Source organism: Salinibacterium sp. NG22 (genome assembly GCF_015864925.1).
Taxonomy (GTDB): Bacteria; Actinomycetota; Actinomycetes; order Actinomycetales; family Microbacteriaceae; genus Rhodoglobus.
Window position 1 is genome coordinate 424,568 of sequence record NZ_JADYWG010000001.1, and the last position, 21,761, is coordinate 446,328.

The 21,761-nt window shown below is 61.0% G+C and carries 13 protein-coding genes, 1 tRNA gene and 1 other RNA gene; 5 read left to right on the forward strand and 10 right to left on the reverse strand.

The genetic code is table 11. From position 1 onward, the window contains the following. Positions 1–543: 543 nt before the first annotated feature. Together I6E81_RS02080 and I6E81_RS02085 are read right to left on the reverse strand one after the other, a co-directional pair. Positions 544–3,477, reverse strand: coding sequence for a bifunctional [glutamine synthetase] adenylyltransferase/[glutamine synthetase]-adenylyl-L-tyrosine phosphorylase (locus I6E81_RS02080; RefSeq protein WP_197105762.1), 2,934 nt, complete (start codon positions 3,475–3,477; stop codon positions 544–546). 13 nt (positions 3,478–3,490) lie between these two features. Continuing rightward, entirely contained in the window at positions 3,491–4,828 is a 1,338-nt protein-coding gene (locus I6E81_RS02085) for a glutamine synthetase family protein (RefSeq protein WP_197105763.1), read from the reverse strand. Between the two features lie 151 nt (positions 4,829–4,979). Between I6E81_RS02085 and panB the strand changes: the two genes are divergently transcribed. Next, entirely contained in the window at positions 4,980–5,810 is an 831-nt protein-coding gene (gene panB / locus I6E81_RS02090) for a 3-methyl-2-oxobutanoate hydroxymethyltransferase (RefSeq protein ID WP_197105764.1), read from the forward strand. A 42-nt stretch (positions 5,811–5,852) separates the two neighbouring features. On the opposite strand, the gene I6E81_RS02095 is transcribed toward panB, so the two are convergent. Continuing rightward, entirely contained in the window at positions 5,853–6,020 is a 168-nt protein-coding gene (locus I6E81_RS02095) for a methionine aminopeptidase (RefSeq protein ID WP_197105765.1), read from the reverse strand. 49 nt (positions 6,021–6,069) lie between these two features. Between I6E81_RS02095 and map the strand changes: the two genes are divergently transcribed. The 3 genes from map to I6E81_RS02110 are packed head-to-tail and all read left to right on the forward strand — an operon-like array spanning position 6,070 to position 8,434. Then, positions 6,070–6,936: a type I methionyl aminopeptidase gene (gene map / locus I6E81_RS02100; RefSeq protein WP_197105766.1), complete on the forward strand. Its 867-nt coding sequence runs from the start codon at positions 6,070–6,072 to the stop codon at positions 6,934–6,936. Positions 6,937–6,974: 38 nt separating this feature from the next. Further along, positions 6,975–7,721: a polyphosphate--glucose phosphotransferase gene (gene ppgK, locus I6E81_RS02105; protein ID WP_197105767.1), complete on the forward strand. Its 747-nt coding sequence runs from the start codon at positions 6,975–6,977 to the stop codon at positions 7,719–7,721. Positions 7,722–7,723: 2 nt separating this feature from the next. Continuing rightward, positions 7,724–8,434: a VIT family protein gene (locus I6E81_RS02110; protein ID WP_197105768.1), complete on the forward strand. Its 711-nt coding sequence runs from the start codon at positions 7,724–7,726 to the stop codon at positions 8,432–8,434. Positions 8,435–8,493: 59 nt separating this feature from the next. Here the strand turns inward: I6E81_RS02110 and rnpB are convergent. The 7 genes from rnpB to I6E81_RS02145 all read right to left on the reverse strand — a co-directional run bounded on the left by rnpB (position 8,494) and on the right by I6E81_RS02145 (position 18,819). After that, an RNA gene (gene rnpB, locus I6E81_RS02115) (RNase P RNA component class A) lies at positions 8,494–8,865 on the reverse strand. Positions 8,866–8,897: 32 nt separating this feature from the next. Further along, positions 8,898–9,644 carry a zinc ribbon domain-containing protein gene (locus tag I6E81_RS02120; protein ID WP_231599686.1) on the reverse strand — a complete coding sequence of 249 codons (747 nt, stop codon included), beginning with the start codon at positions 9,642–9,644 and terminating at the stop codon, positions 8,898–8,900. A gap of 24 nt (positions 9,645–9,668) precedes the next feature. Next, entirely contained in the window at positions 9,669–10,487 is an 819-nt protein-coding gene (locus I6E81_RS02125; RefSeq protein ID WP_197105769.1) for a Nif3-like dinuclear metal center hexameric protein, read from the reverse strand. 9 nt (positions 10,488–10,496) lie between these two features. Then, positions 10,497–16,499 carry a cytosine permease gene (locus I6E81_RS02130; protein ID WP_197105770.1) on the reverse strand — a complete coding sequence of 2,001 codons (6,003 nt, stop codon included), beginning with the start codon at positions 16,497–16,499 and terminating at the stop codon, positions 10,497–10,499. Positions 16,500–16,663: 164 nt separating this feature from the next. Next, positions 16,664–18,067 (reverse strand): aminotransferase class V-fold PLP-dependent enzyme, encoded by a 1,404-nt coding sequence (locus tag I6E81_RS02135; protein ID WP_197105771.1) that lies wholly within the window; start codon positions 18,065–18,067, stop codon positions 16,664–16,666. 127 nt (positions 18,068–18,194) lie between these two features. Next, positions 18,195–18,267 (reverse strand) — tRNA-Val (locus I6E81_RS02140). A gap of 81 nt (positions 18,268–18,348) precedes the next feature. Continuing rightward, positions 18,349–18,819 carry a redoxin domain-containing protein gene (locus tag I6E81_RS02145; protein WP_197105772.1) on the reverse strand — a complete coding sequence of 157 codons (471 nt, stop codon included), beginning with the start codon at positions 18,817–18,819 and terminating at the stop codon, positions 18,349–18,351. 179 nt (positions 18,820–18,998) lie between these two features. Between I6E81_RS02145 and aceE the strand changes: the two genes are divergently transcribed. Next, positions 18,999–21,725, forward strand: coding sequence for a pyruvate dehydrogenase (acetyl-transferring), homodimeric type (gene aceE / locus I6E81_RS02150; RefSeq protein ID WP_197105773.1), 2,727 nt, complete (start codon positions 18,999–19,001; stop codon positions 21,723–21,725). Positions 21,726–21,761 lie beyond the last annotated feature (36 nt).

Consider the following 21,761-nt stretch of genomic DNA (forward strand, 5'->3'; position numbering starts at 1 on the left):
TGCCCCCGACATTGTGATTGGGAAAGGTGATCATCCGCGACGCTGAGGATGCTTCTCAGCGGTGAGTTGCTTGATTATTGCCCGATGGATTTGCCCACCGCAATACGGGTATTTCGTCGTATTACACCTCCAGGTGGTCTCACCCGGGTCAGGAGTTCGAGAAGAGTGTCGGCACTTAGGCTGTCGCATTTTGTGCACAATTTTGTACCCCACTAGGAGGGCGCGAATCGCTCGAATCCCGGCGCAACCGGAGCCGAAAGCGAGTTCGGGTGAAGGCGGAAAAGTGCACGTCAGGAACCCTATTGGCCACAGCTCCACGCCCCATTTATGGGTAGAACTAGTAGTCTGCCCCTAGCGCACGGAGCAGGGGCTGCCGAGGATGCACCCACCCGCTGCCCCACAATGGGGTACACGATTTTCAGGCTCCCGGGGGACGCTCGTTGGCACCATAAGTGGTTACAGGTTTAACATGCCCGTAACATTCGGAGCGGTTTCAGGGCAACCCGAGCCGATGGCAGAAGCAGCCAGACTTTGCCTCGAGCCTTACGACCTCGGCACATTAGCGACGCCATAAAAGCGGCGCTCAAAGACGCGTCGAGCGCGACGCGTGGCGCGCAAATAGTCCTCTTCGAGCTTGCTCGCTGAGCCCGGTGGATATTCGAGCATGCGGGCAACACCCTCGAGTTGAAGTCGATCCGTGGGTAAGACATCCGAGGTCTTCGAGGTCCACAGGGTGATAGCCGAACGTGCGCGGGAGGCGAGAACCCACGCTTCACGTAGGCGAGCCGCGTCGGAGGCTGTCACGAGCTTCTCGGCGACCGCCGCATTCAAAGCATCGAGTGTTGAGGTTGTGCGCAAACCTTCGACCGTCGCTCCGTGCTGAAGCTGCAAGAGCTGCACGAACCATTCGACGTCACTGAGTGAACCGCGGCCTAGTTTGAGGTGGCGGGACGGATCCGCGGCCTGCGGAAGACGTTCAGACTCCACGCGAGCCTTAATCCTTTTGACTTCACGCACGTCCTGCGGCGAAATCACGGAGGGGTAGCGAACGCGGTTCGCGAGTGCTTCGAAATCAGTGAGCAGCGCGGCGTCGCCGGCAACGCCACGGGCACGCAGGAGCGCCTGAGCTTCCCAGGTGAGCGACCAGCGGGCGTAATAGGCCGCATACGATTCGAGGGAGCGCACGATGGCCCCATTCTTGCCTTCGGGTCGAAGGTCGAGATCGAGATCGAGCGGAAGCTTGACGTCCTCAGTGATGCGAGTGAGCCCCTTGGCGAGCTTGTCAGCTCGTTTGGCAGCCTCCTCGTTAGTACCGTCCGTTGCCCGGTAGACGTACATGACATCGGTGTCGGAACCGAAACCTGCTTCGGCTCCCCCAAAACGCCCCATGGCGATAATCCCGAACTCTATTCCGTCAGGTTCTGGACGGAGAATCGCCAACGCTCCTTCGAGCATCATCGTTGTAACGTCGCTGAGCCCGCGGCCCAGCTCTTGAATCGTGGTCATTCCCACGATCGAGCCGATGGCCAAGCGTAAGATCTCACGGCGACGGGCTGTGCGCAACGCCTTGGCCGCGGCATCCTCGTGCCCTTTGTGTCTAGCGACAATGGCCCGAGCTTCGTCTTGCAACACCGCAAGAGAGCGCGGCTTGAGTTCTTTGTCGTGCTCCAGCCACGCTGCAGCTTCGGGGATGCGCTCGAAGAGCCCACCCACGTATTTGGATGCCGAGAGCACATGAGTGAGCCGCTCTGCAGCCCCAGAAGAATCGCGAAGCATGCGCAGGAACCAGTACGCCTCACCGAGTGCTTCGCTGAGCCGGCGGAACGCGAGGAGGCCGTAGTCAGGATCGGCTCCATCTGAGAACCACTGCAACATCACGGGCAGCAGAGCCTTCTGGATAGTGGCCCGCCGGGAGACTCCCCCGGTGAGCGCCGCAATGTGCGCTAGTGCGCCTTTGGGGTCGAGGAAGCCGATAGCGGCCAGTCGAGCGACGGCCTGCTCGCTCGAGAGCGCGAGGCCTTCTTCGGGCAAAGCGGCCACGGCCGAGAGCAACGGGCGATAAAACAGGCGCTCATGAAGTCTGCGCACGGCAATCTTGGTGCGCTGCCACTGCTCGGTGAGATCCTTCGCGCTTGTCGCAATGCCCGTCGCACGAGCGAGTACGCGCAGGTCATCTTGATCTCGCGGCATGAGGTGGGTGCGGCGAAGTCTCGACAGCTGGATGCGGTGTTCCAGCAGCCGGAGAAAGCGGTAGTCCCGAGCGAACTCGCCAGCTTCAGTGCGGCCGATATAACCGTGTTCGGCGAGAGCAATGAGAGCGCGCAGGCTGGACGTTTGACGCACCCCTTCGTCACTTTGTCCGTGAACGAGCTGCAGCAGCTGAACCGTGAACTCAATATCGCGAAGTCCACCCGGGCCGAGCTTGAGTTGCACATCGCGTTCCTGCGGTGGGATGTTCTCGGTGACACGCTCGCGCATCCGCTGCACTGACGCCACGAAATTCTCACGAGACGCACTGGACCACACGAGCGGGGAAACGCCCTCAATGTAGCGACCGCCGAGCTCCCAGTCGCCCGCAAGAGGGCGAGCCTTCAGAAGTGCTTGGAACTCCCAGCTCTCTGCCCAGCGATCGTAATAGGCAAGATGCGATTCAAGCGTGCGCACAAGGGCACCGTCTTTGCCCTCAGGGCGAAGGTTGGTGTCGACCTCCCACAGTGCGGGTTCCACCGTGAGGTCTTGGATGCCGCGGATCGTCTGCACCGCCAAAGGGGTAGCGATCGTGACCGCACGGTCGGCGCTAATACCGTCGGGTTCAGTGACGAAAATGACGTCGACATCCGACACGTAGTTCAGTTCACGGGCGCCGGCCTTGCCCATGCCAATGATGGCAATCCGGGTAGCGGCGATGTCAGCTTCTGGAAAGTTCACCGATCGGCGTGCCACAGACAGTGAGGCTTCCAGCGCGGCACCGGCTAAATCGGCCAAGGCCATTGCCACACGGTCAACAGCAGCAAGAGGGTCTTCCTGCGCGAGATCCCAGGCGGTCAGCTTCGCGAGCTCTCGCCGATAGCGCACCCGCAACGCAACCCACGCGTCTTCGCCCTCGAGGTCGTTGGTGACTTCGGTGAGGAGCTCAACGTATTCCTCGGGCGAGTAAGGCTGCGCAATGGGCGAACACATCGCGTCGAGTTCTTGCGGATGCCGCACAAAGAAGTCGCCAAGCCCCGAAGACGCGCCAAGGACTCGAACCAGTCGCACTGCGGCCTCGTCATTGGCCAGCACTGGCGTGAGTTGCTGCGGTGAGCCCTCGGAGAGTTCCACGAGCAGCCGAAGAGCCTGATCGGGGTCTGCTGCGCGCGCGAATAACGCTGCGGGCACTTCGGGGCGGTCGAGCGCCACAAGACGCTCTCGGGCCTCGCTGAGTTCCAAGAAACCCAGCTTGGCGAGTTCGGTCAGAGTGTATGGCGGCGACGACATGGTGACGGAGGGTCTAGAGGATCTCTAGGCTGCTCTCCAATTCGTAGGGAGTGACCTGAGCGCGGTACGCCTTCCATTCGCGACGCTTGTTGAGCAGCACGAAGTTGAACACCTGCTCCCCGAGCGTCTCTGCGACGAGCTCGGAGTTTTCCATAATGCTCAGCGCATGGTTCAGGTTCGACGGAAGCTGTTCGTAACCCAAGGCACGGCGTTCGTGCTCGGACAGGTCGCCAACGGCATCCTCGGCTTCGAGCGGAAGCTCATAGCCCTCTTCGATGCCCTTAAGCCCAGCGGCGAGCAACAGCGAGTAAGCCAAGTAGGGGTTTGCTGCCGAGTCGAGAGCACGGTATTCAATGCGCGCGCTCTGGCCCTTGCCGGGCTTGTACAGCGGAACTCGTACGAGAGCCGAACGATTGTTGTGCCCCCACGTGACGAAGCTCGGAGCTTCGTCTCCGCCCCACAAGCGCTTGTAGGAGTTGACGAACTGGTTAGTGACAGCAGTGATCTCCGGAGCGTGCTTGAGAATGCCGGCCATGAACTGGCGGCCAACCTTCGACAGCTGGTAGTGCCCGCTGGCGTCGTAGAACGCATTCTGGTCGCCCTCGAAGAGCGACATGTGGGTGTGCATTCCCGAGCCCGGCTGGCCAGACATCGGCTTCGGCATGAACGTGGCGTACACGCCCTGCTCAATGGCAACTTCTTTGATGACAGTGCGGAACGTCATGATGTTGTCTGCAGTGGTGAGTGCGTCGGCGTAACGAAGGTCGATCTCGTTTTGGCCGGGGCCGGACTCGTGGTGGCTGAACTCTACCGAGATGCCGAGGTCTTCGAGCATCCGCACCGAACGGCGACGGAAGTCGTGTGCCGTGCCGCCAGGAACGTTGTCAAAGAAACCAGCGGAATCTACCGGCTGCGGGCTGCCATTCTTGAGCTTGCTCGACTTGAGAAGGTAGAACTCGATTTCGGGATGCGTGTAGAACGTGAAGCCACGCTCAGCTGCCTTCTCGAGCGTGCGCTTGAGCACGTTACGAGGGTCAGATGCTGCGGGCTGGCCATCAGGCGTCGTGATGTCGCAGAACATGCGTGCGGTGGGGTCGATCTCTCCGCGCCACGGCAAAATCTGAAAAGTGGTGGGATCGGGATGCGCGAGCATGTCTGCTTCATAGGCGCGCGTGAACCCTTCAATGGCAGAACCGTCGAAGCCAAGACCCTCAGCGAATGCACCCTCGATCTCGGCGGGCGCAACAGCAACGCTCTTGAGCGTTCCCACAACATCCGTGAACCAGAGTCGAACGAATTTGATGCCACGTTCTTCAATTGTGCGAAGAACGAAATCGCGCTGCTTGTCCATTGACATATAGTCCCTCGATCCGTGCTTTGCCGCGAGATTGCGACATCGATTCTGCCGCTCTAAGGGTACTTGCTCTAGGGCATCTCTGCAGCGCACTCGCCGCCGTGGTAGCCCAATTGAACCCTGCGCCGGTGTCGTTAGACTGGCGGCTATGACTGACTCTGCCGCCGCTGAAGCCCAAGCCAAGCTCAAACGAGTTCGCACTCGCCATTTTCAGACGGCGAAAGAGAACGGAATCAAGATCGTTGGGCTCACCAGTTACGACCAGCTGACTGCTGGAATCTTCGACGAATCCGGCATCGACTTCCTGCTGGTCGGCGACTCCGCTGGCAACAATGTCTATGGCTACGACACCACTCTGCCGGTAAGCATCGATGACCTGATCCCCCTGACGCGCGCCGTCGCCGGCGCTGTTACGCGCGCTTTTGTCGTGGCGGATATGCCCTTCGGATCCTACGAAACAGGTTCCGAGGAGGCGCTTCATACCGCGTTCCGCTTCATGAAAGAGACCGGGGCACACGCCGTGAAGCTTGAAGGCGGTGTGCGCAGCGCCGAACAGATCCGACGCATCGTGGATGCCGGCATCCCGTTGATGGCTCACATCGGGTTCACTCCTCAGAGCGAGCACGGTCTCGGCGGCCACGTCATTCAGGGTCGCGGAGAAGGGTTTGAGCAATTGCTCGCCGACGCTCTCGCCGTTCAAGAGGCTGGCGCGTTTGCCGTCGTGCTCGAGATGGTTCCCGCGGATGCCGCAGCCAAGATCACCGAAGCACTGTCGATTCCGACAATCGGTGTCGGTGCCGGCCCTCACGTTGATGGGCAGCTTCTGGTCTGGACTGACTGGGCGGGCCTCACCAAGGGACGCATCCCGAAGTTCGTTAAGCAGTACGCCGATTTGCGCGCAACGCTCGCGGGCGCTGTCGACGAGTACCGCGCCGATGTGGCCGCGGGTACGTACCCGACACACGAGCACTCCTACTAGGAGTCTCCTCGGCCGGGAACGGCCCGTGCATGCTCCGAGCGTCTAGTCTTCAGAATCTTCGCTTGCCCACTTGCGTGCGCGCTCCGCGATGATTTGCGGGGCGTGTTCGGCTTGAGCCCGAGTATCGAATGGGCCATCACGATCTACGGCTAGCGACTGCGGTCCTTCTTCGACTTCGCCGGTCTTGTGGTTGTACCACCATTGCTCCATGCGGTTCGTCCCTTCGTCGAGAGCAAGGCTACGCGGTTAGACTGCTGAAATGCCTCGGAATAATTCTGGTCACCTCGTTCCGGGAGTAATCCCACCCCAACTTGCCGTCCCCTCGGCTATTACCCGCCCCGAATACGTGGGCAAGAAGGCGCCGCGCACCTTCACCGGTTCAGATGTTTACACGGCTGAAGAAGTAGACCGCATCCGTGCCGCAGGCACCATTGCCGCCGGCGCCGTCGAAGCAGTTGGTGCGGCGGTTGCCCCCGGAGTCACTACCGCACACCTCGATCAGATCGCGCACGAGTACATGGTGTCCCGCGGTGCCTACCCGTCAACGCTGGGCTACCGTGGCTTCCCGAAGTCGTGTTGCACGAGCATCAACGAAGTAATTTGTCACGGCATTCCGGATGACACGGTGCTCAAAGATGGCGACATCATCAACATCGACATCACCGCCTACAAAGACGGCATGCACGGTGACCTCAATAAGACCTTCCTCGTCGGCAACGTTTCTGACGACGCTCGCAATCTCGTTGAACGCACGCAAGAAGCGCTTAACCGGGGAATCAAGGCCGTAGCCCCTGGGCGTCAGGTCAACGTGATCGGCCGGGCGATTGAGTCCTATGCAAAGCGCTTTGGCTACGGCGTGGTTCGCGACTTCACCGGACACGGCGTTGGCCGCGCTTTTCACACCGGGCTCATCATCCCTCACTACGACTCTGCACCGCAGTTCGACGACGTCATCGAGGTGGGGATGGTCTTCACCATCGAACCCATGCTGACCCTCGGAACCAACGATTGGGATTTGTGGGCCGATGACTGGACCGTCACCACTCGCGACAAGAGTTTGACCGCACAATTCGAGCACACCATGGTCGTCACCGAACGTGGCACCGAAATTTTGACTCTCCCGTAATAATCTGACGCTCCCCTAACCACGCGAAAGAGGACAGCATGACTCAGGCTCTAGGAATCGACATCGGTGGCACCGGAATCAAGGGGGCCATTGTCGACACCGACACAGGCAAGCTGGTGAGCGACCGGATGAAGATCGCGACGCCCAAATCGGGCAAACCTGATGCGATCGTCGCGGTCGTCGTTGAGCTCATCGAAAAACTCGGCGGAATTCCCGAGTCGATGCCGGTTGGCGTATGTTTCCCCGCAATCGTGCGCAACGGCAAGACGATGTCTGCCGCAAACATCTCCAAAGAGTGGATCGGTCTCGAGGCCGAAGCGCTATTCGAGAAGGCCCTCGGCCGCGACATCCACTTTGTCAATGATGCGGATGCCGCTGGCGTTGCCGAAGTGCGCTACGGCGCGGCACAAGGCGTACCTGGTCTGATCTTGCTCACAACGCTCGGCACCGGAATCGGCAGTGCGCTGATCTATAACGGAACCCTCGTTCCGAATTCAGAGCTGGGTCATCTCACCATCGGGCGCCAGGATGCCGAAAAAGGCGCGTCATTCTCCGCGAAGGAACGGCGCCGCCTCAGTTGGAAAGCGTGGGCAAAGCGTCTCCAGCGCTACTACACCCACCTCGAACTGCTCTTCTCCCCCGACCTCTTCTTGGTCGGTGGCGGCGTGTCAAAAAGCCACGAAAAGTTTCTCCCACTGCTGAAGTTGAAGACGCCGATCGTGCCCGCCAAACTTCGCAACAACGCTGGCATTCTCGGTGCTGCCGCCCTCGCCGTAAAGGAATAGCCATGAGCTTTCACACCAATGAACCCCATTCCGGCGACATCGCTGGGCGGCTGAACTGGCTCCGCGCTGGAGTTCTTGGCGCGAACGATGGCATTGTCTCTGTTGCTGCAATTGTTGTCGGCGTCGCTGGTGCGACATCCGCCATCGCTCCCCTGATCACCGCGGGAGTCGCCGGCCTCGTCGGTGGCGCCATCTCGATGGCCTTGGGAGAATATGTTTCCGTGAGCAGCCAGAGCGATAGCCAGCGGGCACTCATCGAGAAAGAGCGACGAGAACTCGCCGAGATGCCGGAGGAGGAACTCGCCGAGCTCGCGGCCATCTACCGCGCTAAAGGAATCAGCGCAGAAACAGCGCAACGCGTGGCAGAGGAGCTCACCGAACACGACGTTCTAGCGGCCCACCTCGAAGCGGAGCTAGGCATCACCGAACACGCCGTCGTGAGCCCCTGGCAAGCAGCCGGGGCATCTGCGCTCGCGTTCACGATCGGTGGAGTGCTGCCGCTCGCCGCCATCCTGCTGGCACCCGAACCCATCCGGGTCCTAGCGACCTTCATCGCCGTCTTGACAGCACTGGTGATCACCGGGGCGCTGTCGGCGCGTGTTGGCGGCAACAGCTGGGTGCGACCAACGCTGCGGATTGTGATCGGTGGAGCGCTCGCCCTCGCCACCACGTTCCTCATCGGTACGCTTTTGGGCACTTCGGGCGTCGTCTAAAGGCACTCGGCGACCGCACGGGCGAGTCTGGCTGAGCCTGACGCTCACATTCAGACTGAGGAATGGGCCGGCTAGTACGCCGGGTTCTGTTCACACGAGACCGAAATCTCGTGCTGGACGGTCATCTATCTACGATGTACGTTGCCGCACACCTCTAGCGATCTACCCGAAGACTCGGCGAGCAGCCTTAGCGTCTTCTGTCTGATCTTGCTCCGGACGAGGTTTACCTAGCCGGCCGAGTCACCCCGGCCGCTGGTGGTCTCTTACACCACCGTTTCACCCTTACCCCAGACCGAAGTCTGTGGCGGTCTGCTTTCTGTTGCACTGTTCTCGCGGGTTGCCCCGGGTGGGTGTTACCCACCATCCTGCTCTGCGGAGCCCGGACGTTCCTCGGTACCCTTAACGGATAACGCGACCGTCTTGCCGACCCATTCAACTGCCAAGCTTAGCGTTCAACGAGCGGTTAGAGTCCCGACTCGTTGGTGCGAACAAGAATGCCTTCACTGCTGGCACACATGATCACGGTGTCAGGTGCTGCGGCCCGAATCTCTTGCATTTCGTTCTCGAGGAGCTTCACGCCGGATGCCAGCGAAACTCCCCCGCGCAACAGCGAAGCGCCAACACCGTAACGTTCGCGCTGACGTTCGTAGAGCGCCAAAAGATCGTCCGGGATCGTAGCCTGCAAAGCAGAGCGACCGGTACGGGTCGTGCCCAACTCCGCCTCGATGACGACGAGGGCTTCATCGCGGCTGGCTTCGAGCTCGGCGGCCTGGGTACGGAGGTTGTCCGCCTGCTCAGTCAGATTGTCTACAACCTTCTGCTGGGCTTCAAGCTTCTCCATGACGGCAAGCTCAATGTCTTCGAGGTTGCTCAAACGGGTGCGCAGCGCGGCGAGCTCCTGCTCAAGCGCAGCAACATCTTTGGCCGACGAACTCGCATCAAGGCGCGAAGTATCACGGGCGATGCGAGCCTCAACCACCGTGACATCCGACTCAACGCGGCTCATTTCGAGCTCGATGTCTTCTTTGATGCCACGCTCTTCTAACATCGTCAACTGAAGCTTGTCGCGGTGCTGCTTCAGTTCGGTAAGTTTCTCGTGCTCAGGAAGCTTCTTTGCACGGTGCTCCAACTGGGCAATCTTCGTGTCAAAGGCCTGCAGGTCGAGGAGCAGCGCCTGATCAGCGGGGCTAGCGGTCAATGCCATAGTCATGTTTCTCTCTGTATACCGGTGTGCTTACTGCACAACCGCAAAATCCCAAGGATCGGTGCGCAATTCGCTCACCGTAATCGTTACGTCTGGCAGCAATGCCCGCAACTCTTCGGCTGCAGCGTCGAGCCACAACCATTCACTCGCCCAATGCGAGACATCGATCAACGCCGGGCCATTCAGGAGCCGAGCATTCTCACGAGCTTCAGAAGCCGGATGATGCCGCAGATCACTCGTGATGTAGACATCCGACGCCAACACGGCAGGCTCGTTCAAGTATGCGTCACCCGCTCCCCCACACAACGCCACCGATTGAACGAGTTGCTCAAAATCACCAGCAACACGAACGCCGGTAGCCGTGGGCGGGAGAATCTCCGCGATCAGGCGAGCAAGACGACCGAGGGTCATCGGCTCCGGCAGTTGCCCCGTGCGGCCGATGCCGCGATCGGGAGTCTGACCGGCGACGATGGGGGCGATCGACGACAAGCCCAGCTTGGAGGCGAAGCGACCTGACGTTCCGGTTTCTACGACATCCGCGTTCGTATGTGCGGCCAACAGAGCGCACTCAGCACGCACAAGCTTGGTCAGCACCGCGCCTTTGTAGCGGTCGCTGGCTATGGATGTGACTCCGCGCAGGAGCAGCGGATGGTGCGTAATGAGCATGTCCGCACCACCAGCAATAGCCTCGTCGACGGTGTCGATGACCGCGTCGACCGCGAAAGAGATCGTAGACACCGGGGCGTCGAGGTCTCCCGCGACTAACCCCACCGCATCCCACGACTCGGCACCGGATGCAGGCCAGAGCCGTTCGGCCGCGGCAAGGACATGAGCGACAGTAGTAGACACGCGATCAGTCTAGGCGGGACGCGGTGCGCGCTCAGGCTGCTCGGCCTCTTGACGACGAATCGCTGGAATACCTGCCACCAGGGGTGTCAGGATTCCGAGACCGAGAGCAACGAGCACACCAAGGTCGGTGCCGGCGAGGTCAGAACTCAGATCGACTCCGAGTGCCGTAAAGCCGTACCCCTGCCACGAAAGCCAGCTGATCGTCGCGCTAGTGAGAGCGAAGCCGATCACCGAGATCACGATGTAGGCACCGAGGTTGACCCAACGGACATCGGCATACACTCCACCGCGAGCAAGCAGCCCAGCGCTGTCGAGCTTGCGAGTGCGAATCATGGTCTCCGAAGCAAAGATCCCCGCCCACGCAGCGGTGGGAACCGCAAGCGTGGTTGCGACATCCCGGAACAGTTCGTTGATTCCACCATCGATGCCGAAGGCGAAGAGGATACCGAGAGCACCAAGCACGACCGCAACGATGACGATTGACCACTGACGCGGCACCCGCACTCCAATTGCCTGGAGCGCGAAACCACCGGAGTAGAGGCTCAGAGTGATGCCCGAGAGCAAGCTCAGTGCAGCAGCAAGCAGCAACGGAATCGGGTACCAGCTCGGCAGCAAGAGCAGCAGGGTGTCGAGTGGCGAAGCGAGGAAACCGCGAGCAATTGCGGGATCAGAAGCCGCAAGAAGCGCACCGTAGGCGATGAGAACGAAGGCGGGAAGTGCTGCACCAAAGGTGGCAGACAACATCGACGCTGGACCGCTCGAGGACGGGCGCTGGTAACGGGCAATATCTGCACCGCTATAGGCCCACACCAAACCAAGGAAGCTGAACACCAATACGGCGCCGGTGACTGTCAGCAGCCACGAACCGTCGGGAGTGGTGAGCGCCTGCGAAACGTCGATGTACTGCGCCGTGAAGCCGATGAGGCCCACAATCAGCACACCCGAGATGATGCTCAGAATCAATTGGATGCGCGCAAACAGCGGGTAACCGGCGAAAGCGATTACCAGGGCGATCAGGAACGACAGTGCCAATGCGATGAGAAGCAACTGTCGGTCGCCAAGACCACCGTTGAGGTCGGAGCCGATCAGCACAATGGCGACCGAAGAAGCCAAGACCCACAAGAGCACAGCGCCCCAGAAGAGTCGTGCGACTAAGGCAACCGCCGACGGAGCGATATTGCCGAGGAGCCCGAACGTCGACCGCGAGACAACCATGGTTGGCTGGCCGCTGCGCTTGCCCGCAAGAGTTGTGAGGCCCAAGGGAATGAAGGACAGCGCGACACCCGCGAGGATAGCGACGATCGACTGGCGAAGGCTCATCCCCACAGCGAACACCGCTGCACCGAGACCGAGGCTCACGATGGACGAGTTGGCAGCAAACCACAGCCAGAAGAGACGTGCGGCGTGACCGATGCGGCGATCAACCGGAGTCGGCTCCAGGCCACTCTCCTCAAGGCTGAAGACGCGCTGCGCAGTAGGAGCGACCTCATCAAGACCGAGCGGCTGCTGAGCAACAACTGATGTTGAATGAGCAACTGGCTGAGGCATTGAATCGATCGGCGCTGGCGCAGCCGCGCTTGATTCAGTGATTGGCGGTGCAGCGAGAGGTGCCGGAGCGCCCGTTGGTGCCGGCTGCGACGCAAGCGAAGCACCAGCAACGGCAGCGCCACCAAGAAGCGCAGCACCTGCCGCCCCAGCGGCAAAGGGAATTTCGTCATCGGCGTTATCAGCGCGAACGTTCTCGGCGCCAGCGTTGTCGATTGGCGCAGCGCTGTCGATTGGCGCAGCGCTCACACCGGCGCTGAATGCGGCGGTGGACAGCTCTGTCGGGTACGAAAGGCGGTCGCTGTCGTCAACAGCGTCATCCGTTTCCGACTCGTCCGCTTCAAATGCGGCTTGGGCAATGGGCATCGAGCCAGTTTGAACTTCAGAGAGCGGGTCACCATGGACAGGCGGTGCGGCGTTCGCGAGGAGCGCCTGCAATGGATCAACATCCGCTTCATCGGCGTCGGAATCGACGTCAGCATCCACGATGTCATCGGTCTTCAGCAGGTCATCAAAGCTGATCGGCTCCGATGCGACGTACTTCGGAGTCTCGGTCGAGGCGAAGCTGAAAGCTGCAGCGCCCTCCGTTGTGGCGGTCGCTGCTGCAGAATCGTCGGGAACAGATTCCGAAACCGGCTCGGAGGCCACAGCAGTCGTTTCTGCGGAGTCCTGCTCGGTTTCAATCGGCGCCTCAGCAGGCGTCGATGCTGCGGTGCTCGGCAGGTCCGCTTGGAGATCGAACGCGAAGGGTGCGCCGCTTTCATCAGCGGCCGAGTCGACAGCGAATTCAGCGGAGGCCGCCTCAGCGTTGACCTCGTCCGATGCGCCATCTGCGGGCGGCGGAGCAAATCCGAAATCACCGAACGAGACATGCTCGTCGAGGTTCGCGCGCGGAATGCTCGGCGCGACGTCCGGCTCCACGAGAGCAGGCGGAGCGAATTCCACCTCGTCGTAGTCGCCATCCTCGTCGGCGGGGAATTCAGGAGCAGCCTGAACGTCAGATGGGGCCGGAGCTGCGGTCTCGTCAGTCGCTTCGGGCGCGGCGGGCGCCTCGGGCACAGCTGCTGGCAGTGTGGCGAAAGGTAACTCGGGCGCAGCGAACGATTCGGAAACTACCGGCGCTTCAGGAACGACCGGTGCTTCAGGAACGATCACAGCATCAGGCGTTACGGCAGCTTCCGCTTCGGCCGCAGGAGCTTCCGGAGCATCGCCCAAGGACAGGAAGCCGGAGTCGGCATCGAACGAAGAAGCTGCGGGGTCGGCAATGGGCTCGGTAGCCGCTGCCGGAGCAGCAGGCTGCTCGACAGACGGCTGCTCATTAGACGGCTGCTCAGAGTCGTCGCCTAGAACAGGAAGTGTGATCGACCCGGTCGGATCTGCGTGAGCAGCAAAGGGGATCTCGTCTTCGAAGTCCGCGGGAGGCGACCACGACTCGCTGGGCGGCGGAACGTCCCACGACGGCAATTGGGCCGCAGCGGGTGCTGGCGCGGGTGCAACTGTGGCGGACGATTCTTCCGGCACTGCGGGAGGCGCATCCGCTATCTCGCTGGCTGTTCCAGCGGAGTGAGAAGCAGCCTGATTAATGTCGACGTGCGCGGTCTCTGCCTGGGGCTCGACCGGCGTGTGAGTCTCCGCAGCCGCAGCGGGCGCTTCATCGTGGTCGACGACATCCGAGAATTCGGACCGAACTTGCTCGATGACCTGATCGGCGACGGGGCCACCTCGAGACCGGAATGTAGTTTCCCATTCGCGGTACTCACGGGCTTCTTCTTCGCGCAATCGCAACTGAGCTTCGAGAACCTCAATGACGCTCAGCGTTCCCGTTGACTGGTTTTCGGGGCTGTCTGCCCAGTTCAGAATGTCTTCATCCGCCATCGAACGGCGGGTGGGAGGCGTCGGGACGTCGTCATCTGTCGCAGTTTCTGCACTAGCAGGCTGTTCTTCGCTCGCTGCCGGTGCTTCCGCAGTCGCCGACTCGTCCGCAACGGGAGTGTTTGGGGCTGCTGGAATTTCTTCTGCTGCGGGAGTTGGTTCCGCGACCGGGACGAAGGATGCTTCCGGTGCAAAACTCGAAACGAACGGCGCGGCCTGAACTGGGCTCGGCTGGACGGGTTCGGCAGGTCCGGCAGGTTCCGCAGACTCGACGAAGGGCTCGGCCGGGAGTTCAAACGCGGGAGCGACAACGTCAGCTGCCTCCGGGGCGCTCGGGGCCTCAGGAAGCGTCACAGCCTCAAAAGCAATCTCAGTCTCAGGAGCACTCGTTGCCTCAGACGCTGCTTCGGTTTCTGCTTCGGCTTCTAGTTCCGCTTCTGTTTCCGGTTCTGAAACGAACGCCGATTCGACAGCGTCAGTAGCGAGATTTACGGGCTCAACGACCTCGGGAACTTCTGCGATGGCAGCTGTTGATTCAGTCGTGGGCGCCACACTGTCGAAAGTTTCGACGGCGTCTGCAGCAATCGCTGCCGGCTCCTCATCAGCCGGTGCGATGAACGACTGACGGCGCGTGAATGGTGAATCTACTTCGGCCGCGTCAGTGACTTCTGCGACTTCGCTAGGTTCTGCGACTTCGCTAGGTTCGGAGACTTCGCTGGGTTCGGTAGCGTCGTTGGATTCCGCAGTGTCGTCAGCGTCGGCGACTGCGGACTCAACCGCGCCAAATCCCTCTGGTTCTTCGAGAGCAGTCTCTGCGGCCGGCGCGGGGAAGAACACGTCGAGAGGCTCTTCGGCAACCGCTTCGGTCGCCTCTTCGAAGGCCTCGATCGGCTCGGGCTCCGTCGTCGACGCTGGTTCGTCTGCGGCCACTGAATCTGCCGGATCTGCTGGTGCCGCGACATACTCAGGCTCGATCACGGACTCAGGCGTGGGCGGTGCAAGGTATTCACTCGTGGAGTTCTCAGCAGAGGGCTCAGGATCGGCGGCTTCGCGGAACGCAGCATCCAGGTCGAAGGCCGAAACGCTCGCGACGGACGGGGCGCTAGCGAACTCGCTTGATTCAGCGTCGTCGTCAGCAGCTGTGCTCGCGTCGGCATCGGCATCGGCATCGGCAAGAGTTGAGTCGGTCGCGTCTTCCTGCGGCGCGACCTCTTCAGCTGTGGGCACAGTAGCGTCGCTCGCAATATCCGAAACGTCGGAGTCAGGAGTGAGAACCTCATCGAGCGAAAGGAACCCGTCGCTATTCAGGCTCGGTGCCTCGACAACGGCCGGCGCATCCTTGCCGTCGAGGTTCCACATGGGGGCACCGTCGATGACTTCTTCCACAGGAAGAGGCGCCTCTGCTGCAGCCTGTTCCTCTACAGGAGCCGGTGCGGGAGTGGAGCCCTGAACGTTGGGCTCAAGCGGCCCGAGCTTCCAGATGTGGTTAGCGGGTGCATCCGATTCGGCTGAAATTGGATCGGAGCTGTCACCCGCGACAGGGGAAACCTCTGCCCAGTGTGTGTCACCGGACGGTGCGTCTTCAGCGGGCGCGTGAGGCGCAGCTGCTTCTGGTTCCTGCGTTGCAAAGAGCGATTCGAAGCTGAACTCTTCGGAGTCATCTGCGCCCTCGGTAGCGCCAAGATCGAACGCACCAAGATCTTCGTCGAACTCGTCCGCGGCAGGCGCAATGGCGTCAGCAGAAACGGGGGCTGGCTCGACCGATTCTGACGCGAGCGGCTCAGGTGCGACTGGCGCAGCATCGAGCGGCGCAGCATCGAGCGGCGCAGCATCGAGCGGCGAAGATTCAACGGGGGCAGATTCGGTTGCCGCGGAATCATCCGGTGCGGACTGAGCGGCTGCTGATTGAGCGGCTGCGGATTCGACCGGCGCAGGCTCAGTCGGAGCAGTTGCGCTCTCACCGGCAGCTGCAGCCTCGCCAGCGGCAAGAGCAGTAGCCAATGCGTCGCTTTCAGCGTCTACTGCGGCAGCGTGGGCTTCCATTTCTTCTGGAGTGCGTCGGCGAGAAATACGGGACGCGAAGAAATCTGGCGTCGTGTAATCAGCAGGAATTTGGTAGGGGTCGTCGTCGTCGTTGTCATCGGCTGCCGACGGTGCGGCGGCGTGCTCGGAATCTGCATCACTCGGAGCATCGAGCTGCGAAACAGCCTGTGTGGGATCAGGAGCGGGCGCCATGGCCCAAGGAGGCATTCCCTGGTCGAGCGCATCTGCGACGTCGGAGCGCTGGAATTCTTCGTTGAGGTCGATGGGCGCAAATCCTGAGGCGCCAACGGGCGGCGCCGGCGGTGCGACAGAGTCTGCGGGCGGCGCAACCGGCACAGACGTGTCTGCATTGAGCGCAGCATCCAGATTGAAAATGCCGTCAGTGGATGCTTCGCTCAGGTCGACAAGACCGTCAGCGGTCGTGTCATTCGCCGAGTCCGCACCGGGAGATGTGCCGGTTGCGGGCTTCGGAAAGGGTAGTTCGAACTCATGCTCTGAAGACGTTTTGTCGTTCGCATCGTTCGCGTCGTCAACGTCGTCGTGGAATGCCATGCACAAATCCTAAGGCGATACCAATGTTTTGCGGGTATGCCGAGCCGTACTCAGAACAGATAGTGCAACAAATATGAGGGATAGACCGATCCACGAGAGTGAACAAAGCGCCTGCGCGCTCACCGGCCCGTTCGATCCAGAGCGCGCTCACCGGCGCTACTAGATCAGTGGATGCCGCGACTTCGCTCGGCACTGTAGACCTCAAGAATTGCGGCAGCGCTGAGATCAATATCTCGTTCGGTCGTCGCCCAATTGGTGACCGAGACTCGCATTGCCGCGTGCCCGTTCCACGTTGTGCCGCTGACCCAGCAGGTGCCTTCCGCTTGCACGCCAGCAACGACCGCACGAGTGACGTCGTCAGAATCGGCAAACCGCACGAGCGCTTGGTTGAGGACAACGTCGTTGAGCACGTCAACACCGTCTTCACGTTGGAGAGTCGACGCCATGTGGCGAGCACTCCTGCAGCTACGCGCGATCAGGTCGTCGACGCCCTTGCGGCCCAGCGTGCGCAATGTGGCATAAATCGGTATCGCTCTGGCCCGCCGTGAGAGTTCTGGAACCCAATCGATTGCGTCGCGCTCAGTCCCTGAGGTCTGGATGAGATAGGCCGCTGATGCGCTCATCGCCGCACGGTGGTCGGCCGCGTGCTTCACAATCGCGACGCCACTGTCGTAGGGAACGTTCAACCACTTATGGGCGTCGGTGGACCATGAATCTGCGTTCTCAATGCCGTCGACGAGGGGCGCTAGCTCAGCGCTGGCCCGGGCCCAGAGACCGAACGCCCCATCGACGTGGAGCCACGCATCCGCCTCGTTGGCAATCTCGGCGATCTCGCGCAGAGGATCGCACGCACCGCTATTGACGTTTCCGGCTTGAGCACAAATGATCACGGGGCCACGCACGGTGGCAAGCGCGTCGCGCAGGCTGTCTGCGCGCATCCGGCCTTGATCATCGGCGTCGACGGTCACGAGCGAACGCGTGCCAAATCCGAGGTACCGCAATGCCACATCGATCGTCACGTGAGCCGCGGCGCTGACCACGACAGTTACTCGCGGCGCACCCGCGAGTCCGTCGAGTTCGACATCCCAACCGGCTCGCCTCAACACGTTGTGACGGGCTGCCGCAAGGCACGTGAAGTTCGCCATTTGTCCGCCTGTAACGAAGCCGACCGAGGCGTCATCAGGCAAACCGAACAGGTCAAGCAGCCACTCAGCGGCGACCTCCTCGACGGCAGCAGCAAAAGGAGATATCGCGTGGATGCCCGCATTCTGGTCCCACGTCGACACCAGCCAATCGGCGGCAAGAGCAACAGGGTGGGCGCCGCCGATGACGAAACCGAAATACCGCGGAGCGCCGCAGTCGGTCATCCCTGTTTCCGCTTGGTCAGCGAGGAGATCGATCACGGCATGGTCGTCGTGCCCGAGCGTCGACAGTGGTTCGTGCAGCGCCGCCATCATCTCGTCGCGCCCCGCGCGCGCACCGACATGGCGAGCAGCCAGGCTCTGAAGATAGCGCTGGGAATGGTCGTGCGCGCGCTCGAGCACAGAATCTGAGACGTCATTCGACATGGAGCTCCACCTCGTCAGGTTGGGACCGCATCGACCGGACTGCCGCGGGTCGTGCAGGGAGCATAGCGCCGAATGTGCGCAGGAAACGAAGAAAACCCCCGTCAGTGACGGGGGTTTTCTGTTGCGGTGGGCCCTACCGGGATCGAACCGATGACATCCACGGTGTAAACGTGGCGCTCTACCAGCTGAGCTAAAGGCCCGCAGCGACGCAATGCGAAGCAGCGCTCGATAATGTTACACGGGATTTTGGCGCCGGTTGCGCACCCACCACAAAACCGTCACTACCGGTCGGACGAAAGCTGTTCGATTGCCCGTTCGTAGTCAGCAAATAGGCGGGGTTCGCCGAGCTTGGAACTAATAACATCCCGCACGATTCCGGCTTTATCGATGAGGAAACTGGTGCGGCTCGCAAAACCTTTGTCGTGAAGGAATACGCCGAAAGCTTGCGCAGTCGCTCCGTGAGGCCAAAAGTCAGAAAGCAACGAGAGACGGATGCCGTCAGCCTCTGACCATGCCCGCAAAGTGGCCGTCGAATCAGCAGAAATCACGACGATTTCGACCCCGGCGCTGGCGGCAACGTCGTGCCACTCATTGAGCTGAGTTACCTCGTCGGTACACACGGGAGAAAACGCGAGGGGAATGAAAACGACGAGTACCGCTCGTCGTGAAAGCAGTTCCTGCCCGCTAACTGTCTGTCCGTGCTGATTGCGAAGCTCAAAGTCGGGCGCAATTGCCCCTCGCGTGATGGTCATACGAAACCTTCCCCCAGAAAACCGTCCGAATTCCCCACAATTACAGGAGAAATTGGCCCGGTTCGAATCTTGCCGCATTCGACAACTAGAATCGATGGGCGTAGTCGATCCCATCACATCCGTAACCCGGTAGTGCCTCGACTCGCACGACTCTGTTCTCTACACGAAAGAGGTCAACGGTGACGGTAAACGACCAGGACCCATACTCGGTAACCAACACCGACAAGGACCCGGAGGAGACCGCCGAGTGGAACGAATCACTCGACTCCCTCGTTGCAGCACAAGGCCACGAGCGCGGTCGCGAGATCATGCTCAGCCTTCTCAAGCGTTCTAAAGACTTGCACCTTGGTGTGCCGATGGTTCCGACCACCGACTACATCAACACCATTGCAAAAGAAGATGAACCCGACTTCCCCGGTGACGAAAAGCTCGAGCGTCGTTACCGTGCGTGGATTCGCTGGAATGCCGCAATCACTGTGCACCGCGCGCAGCGCCCCGGCGTTGGCGTTGGCGGCCACATCTCGACGTACGCGTCATCTGCCGCTCTCTACGAAGTAGGACACAACCACTTCTTCCGTGGTGCAGACCACGAATCTGGCGGAGACCAAATCTTCTACCAGGGCCACGCCTCCCCCGGTATGTATGCTCGCGCCTTCCTCGAAGGTCGCATGAGCGAAGACCAGCTGAAGGGCTTCCGTCAAGAGAAGTCGCAGGCACCGAATGGCATCTCGAGCTACCCGCACCCGCGCCTCATGCCGGAGTTTTGGCAGTTCCCCACCGTGTCAATGGGTCTTGGCCCGATCAATGCGATCTATCAGGCCCAGAACAACAAGTACATCAGCAACCGTGGCATCAAGGATGTGTCTGACAAGCAGGTCTGGGCATTCCTCGGCGACGGCGAGATGGACGAGGTCGAAAGCCGTGGAGCCCTGCAGTGGGCAGCAAACGAGAAGCTCGACAACCTCAACTTCGTCATCAACTGCAACCTCCAGCGTCTCGACGGCCCGGTTCGCGGTAACGGCAAGATCATCCAGGAGCTCGAGAGCTTCTTCCGCGGTGCCGGCTGGAACGTCATCAAGGTTGTCTGGGGCCGCGAGTGGGATGACCTGCTCGCCAACGACTCAGAGGGCGCACTGCGCGACCTCATGAACCAAACCCCCGACGGCGACTACCAGACCTACAAAGCAGAGTCTGGCGCCTACGTTCGCGAGAACTTCTTCGGCCGCGACCCCCGCACGCTCAAGATGGTTGAACACCTCTCGGACGACGACGTATGGAACCTCAAGCGTGGTGGTCACGACTACCGCAAGGTTTACGCCGCCTTCAAGGCAGCGAGTGAGCACAAGGGCCAGCCAACCGTCATCCTCGCGAAGACGGTCAAGGGCTACGGCCTCGGCCCCAGCTTCGAGGGCCGCAACGCGACCCACCAGATGAAGAAGCTCACGCTCGACAACCTCAAGAAGTTCCGCGACGAAATGCACATCCCGATTACGGATGCCGCGCTCGAAGCAGATCCGTACCAGCCCCCGTTCTATCACCCCGGTGAAGACGATGAGGCCATTCAGTACATGCAAGAGCGCCGCCGCGAGCTTGGCGGCTACGTGCCTGAGCGTCGCACTAAGTACACGCAGCTTGAGCTTCCCGAAGCAAAAACCTATGACGTCGTCAAGAAGGGCTCCGGCAAGCAGGAGATCGCCACCACCATGGCTTTCGCCCGTCTGCTCAAGGACCTCCTGCGCGACAAGTCCATCGGTAACCGCATTGTGCCGATCATCCCGGATGAGGCGCGCACGTTCGGCATGGACGCGTACTTCCCCACGGCGAAGATCTACAACCCCGCCGGGCAGCACTACACCTCGGTAGACCGCGAGCAATTGCTGGCCTACAAGGAAAGCCCGCAGGGCCAGATCGTGCACGTCGGCATCAACGAAGCAGGAGCATTTGCTGCATTCACCGCCGTCGGCACCTCGTACGCCACCAACGGTGAGCCCCTCATCCCGGTCTACGTTTTCTACTCGATGTTCGGGTTCCAGCGCACCGGCGATGCCATGTGGGCTGCTGGCGACCAGATGGCCCGTGGTTTCATCATGGGTGCCACCGCCGGTCGCACGACGCTGACGGGTGAGGGACTGCAGCACGCTGACGGACACTCGATCCTGTTGGCATCCACCAACCCTGCGGTCATCAGCTATGACGCTGCGTTCGGTTACGAGCTCGGCCACATTGTGCGCGCGGGTATCGAGCGGATGTACGGCGGCAAGCACGAAGATCCCAACGTCATGTATTACCTCACCCTGTACAACGAGCCTCACGTTCAGCCTGCTGAGCCGGAGAACTTCGATGTCGAGGGTGCGCTCAAGGGCATTTACCACCTGTCGTCGCCGACGATCACCGGCCCCAAGGCTCAGCTAATGGCATCCGGTGTCGCTGTGCCGTGGGCGCTCGAGGCCCAGCAGCTTCTGGCTTCGGACTGGGGAGTCGCCGCTGACGTCTGGTCGGTCACGTCCTGGACCGAGCTTCGTCGCGATGGACTTGCTGCTGAAGAGCACAACTTCCTCTACCCCAACGAAGAACCTCACGTTCCCTACGTCACGACAAAGCTCGCGGACGCCAAGGGCCCGTTTGTTGCGGTCACCGACTTCATGCACGCGGTCCCCGATCAGATCCGGGCTTTTGTTCCCGGTGAGTTCGCGACTTTGGGTGCTGATGACTTCGGCTTCTCCGACACGCGAGCTGCTGCACGCCGCTTCTTCAAGATCGACAGCCACTCGTTGGTTGTTCGCACCTTGGAGATGCTCGTGAAGCGCGGCGAAATGGATCCTGCTGTTCCGGCTCAAGCAATTGAGAAGTACAGCCTCCACGACGTCAACGAAGGCACCACCGGTTCTGCCGGCGGCGAAAGCTAGGTCGCAACCATTCCCCCGGTACAGAAAACTAAGGCG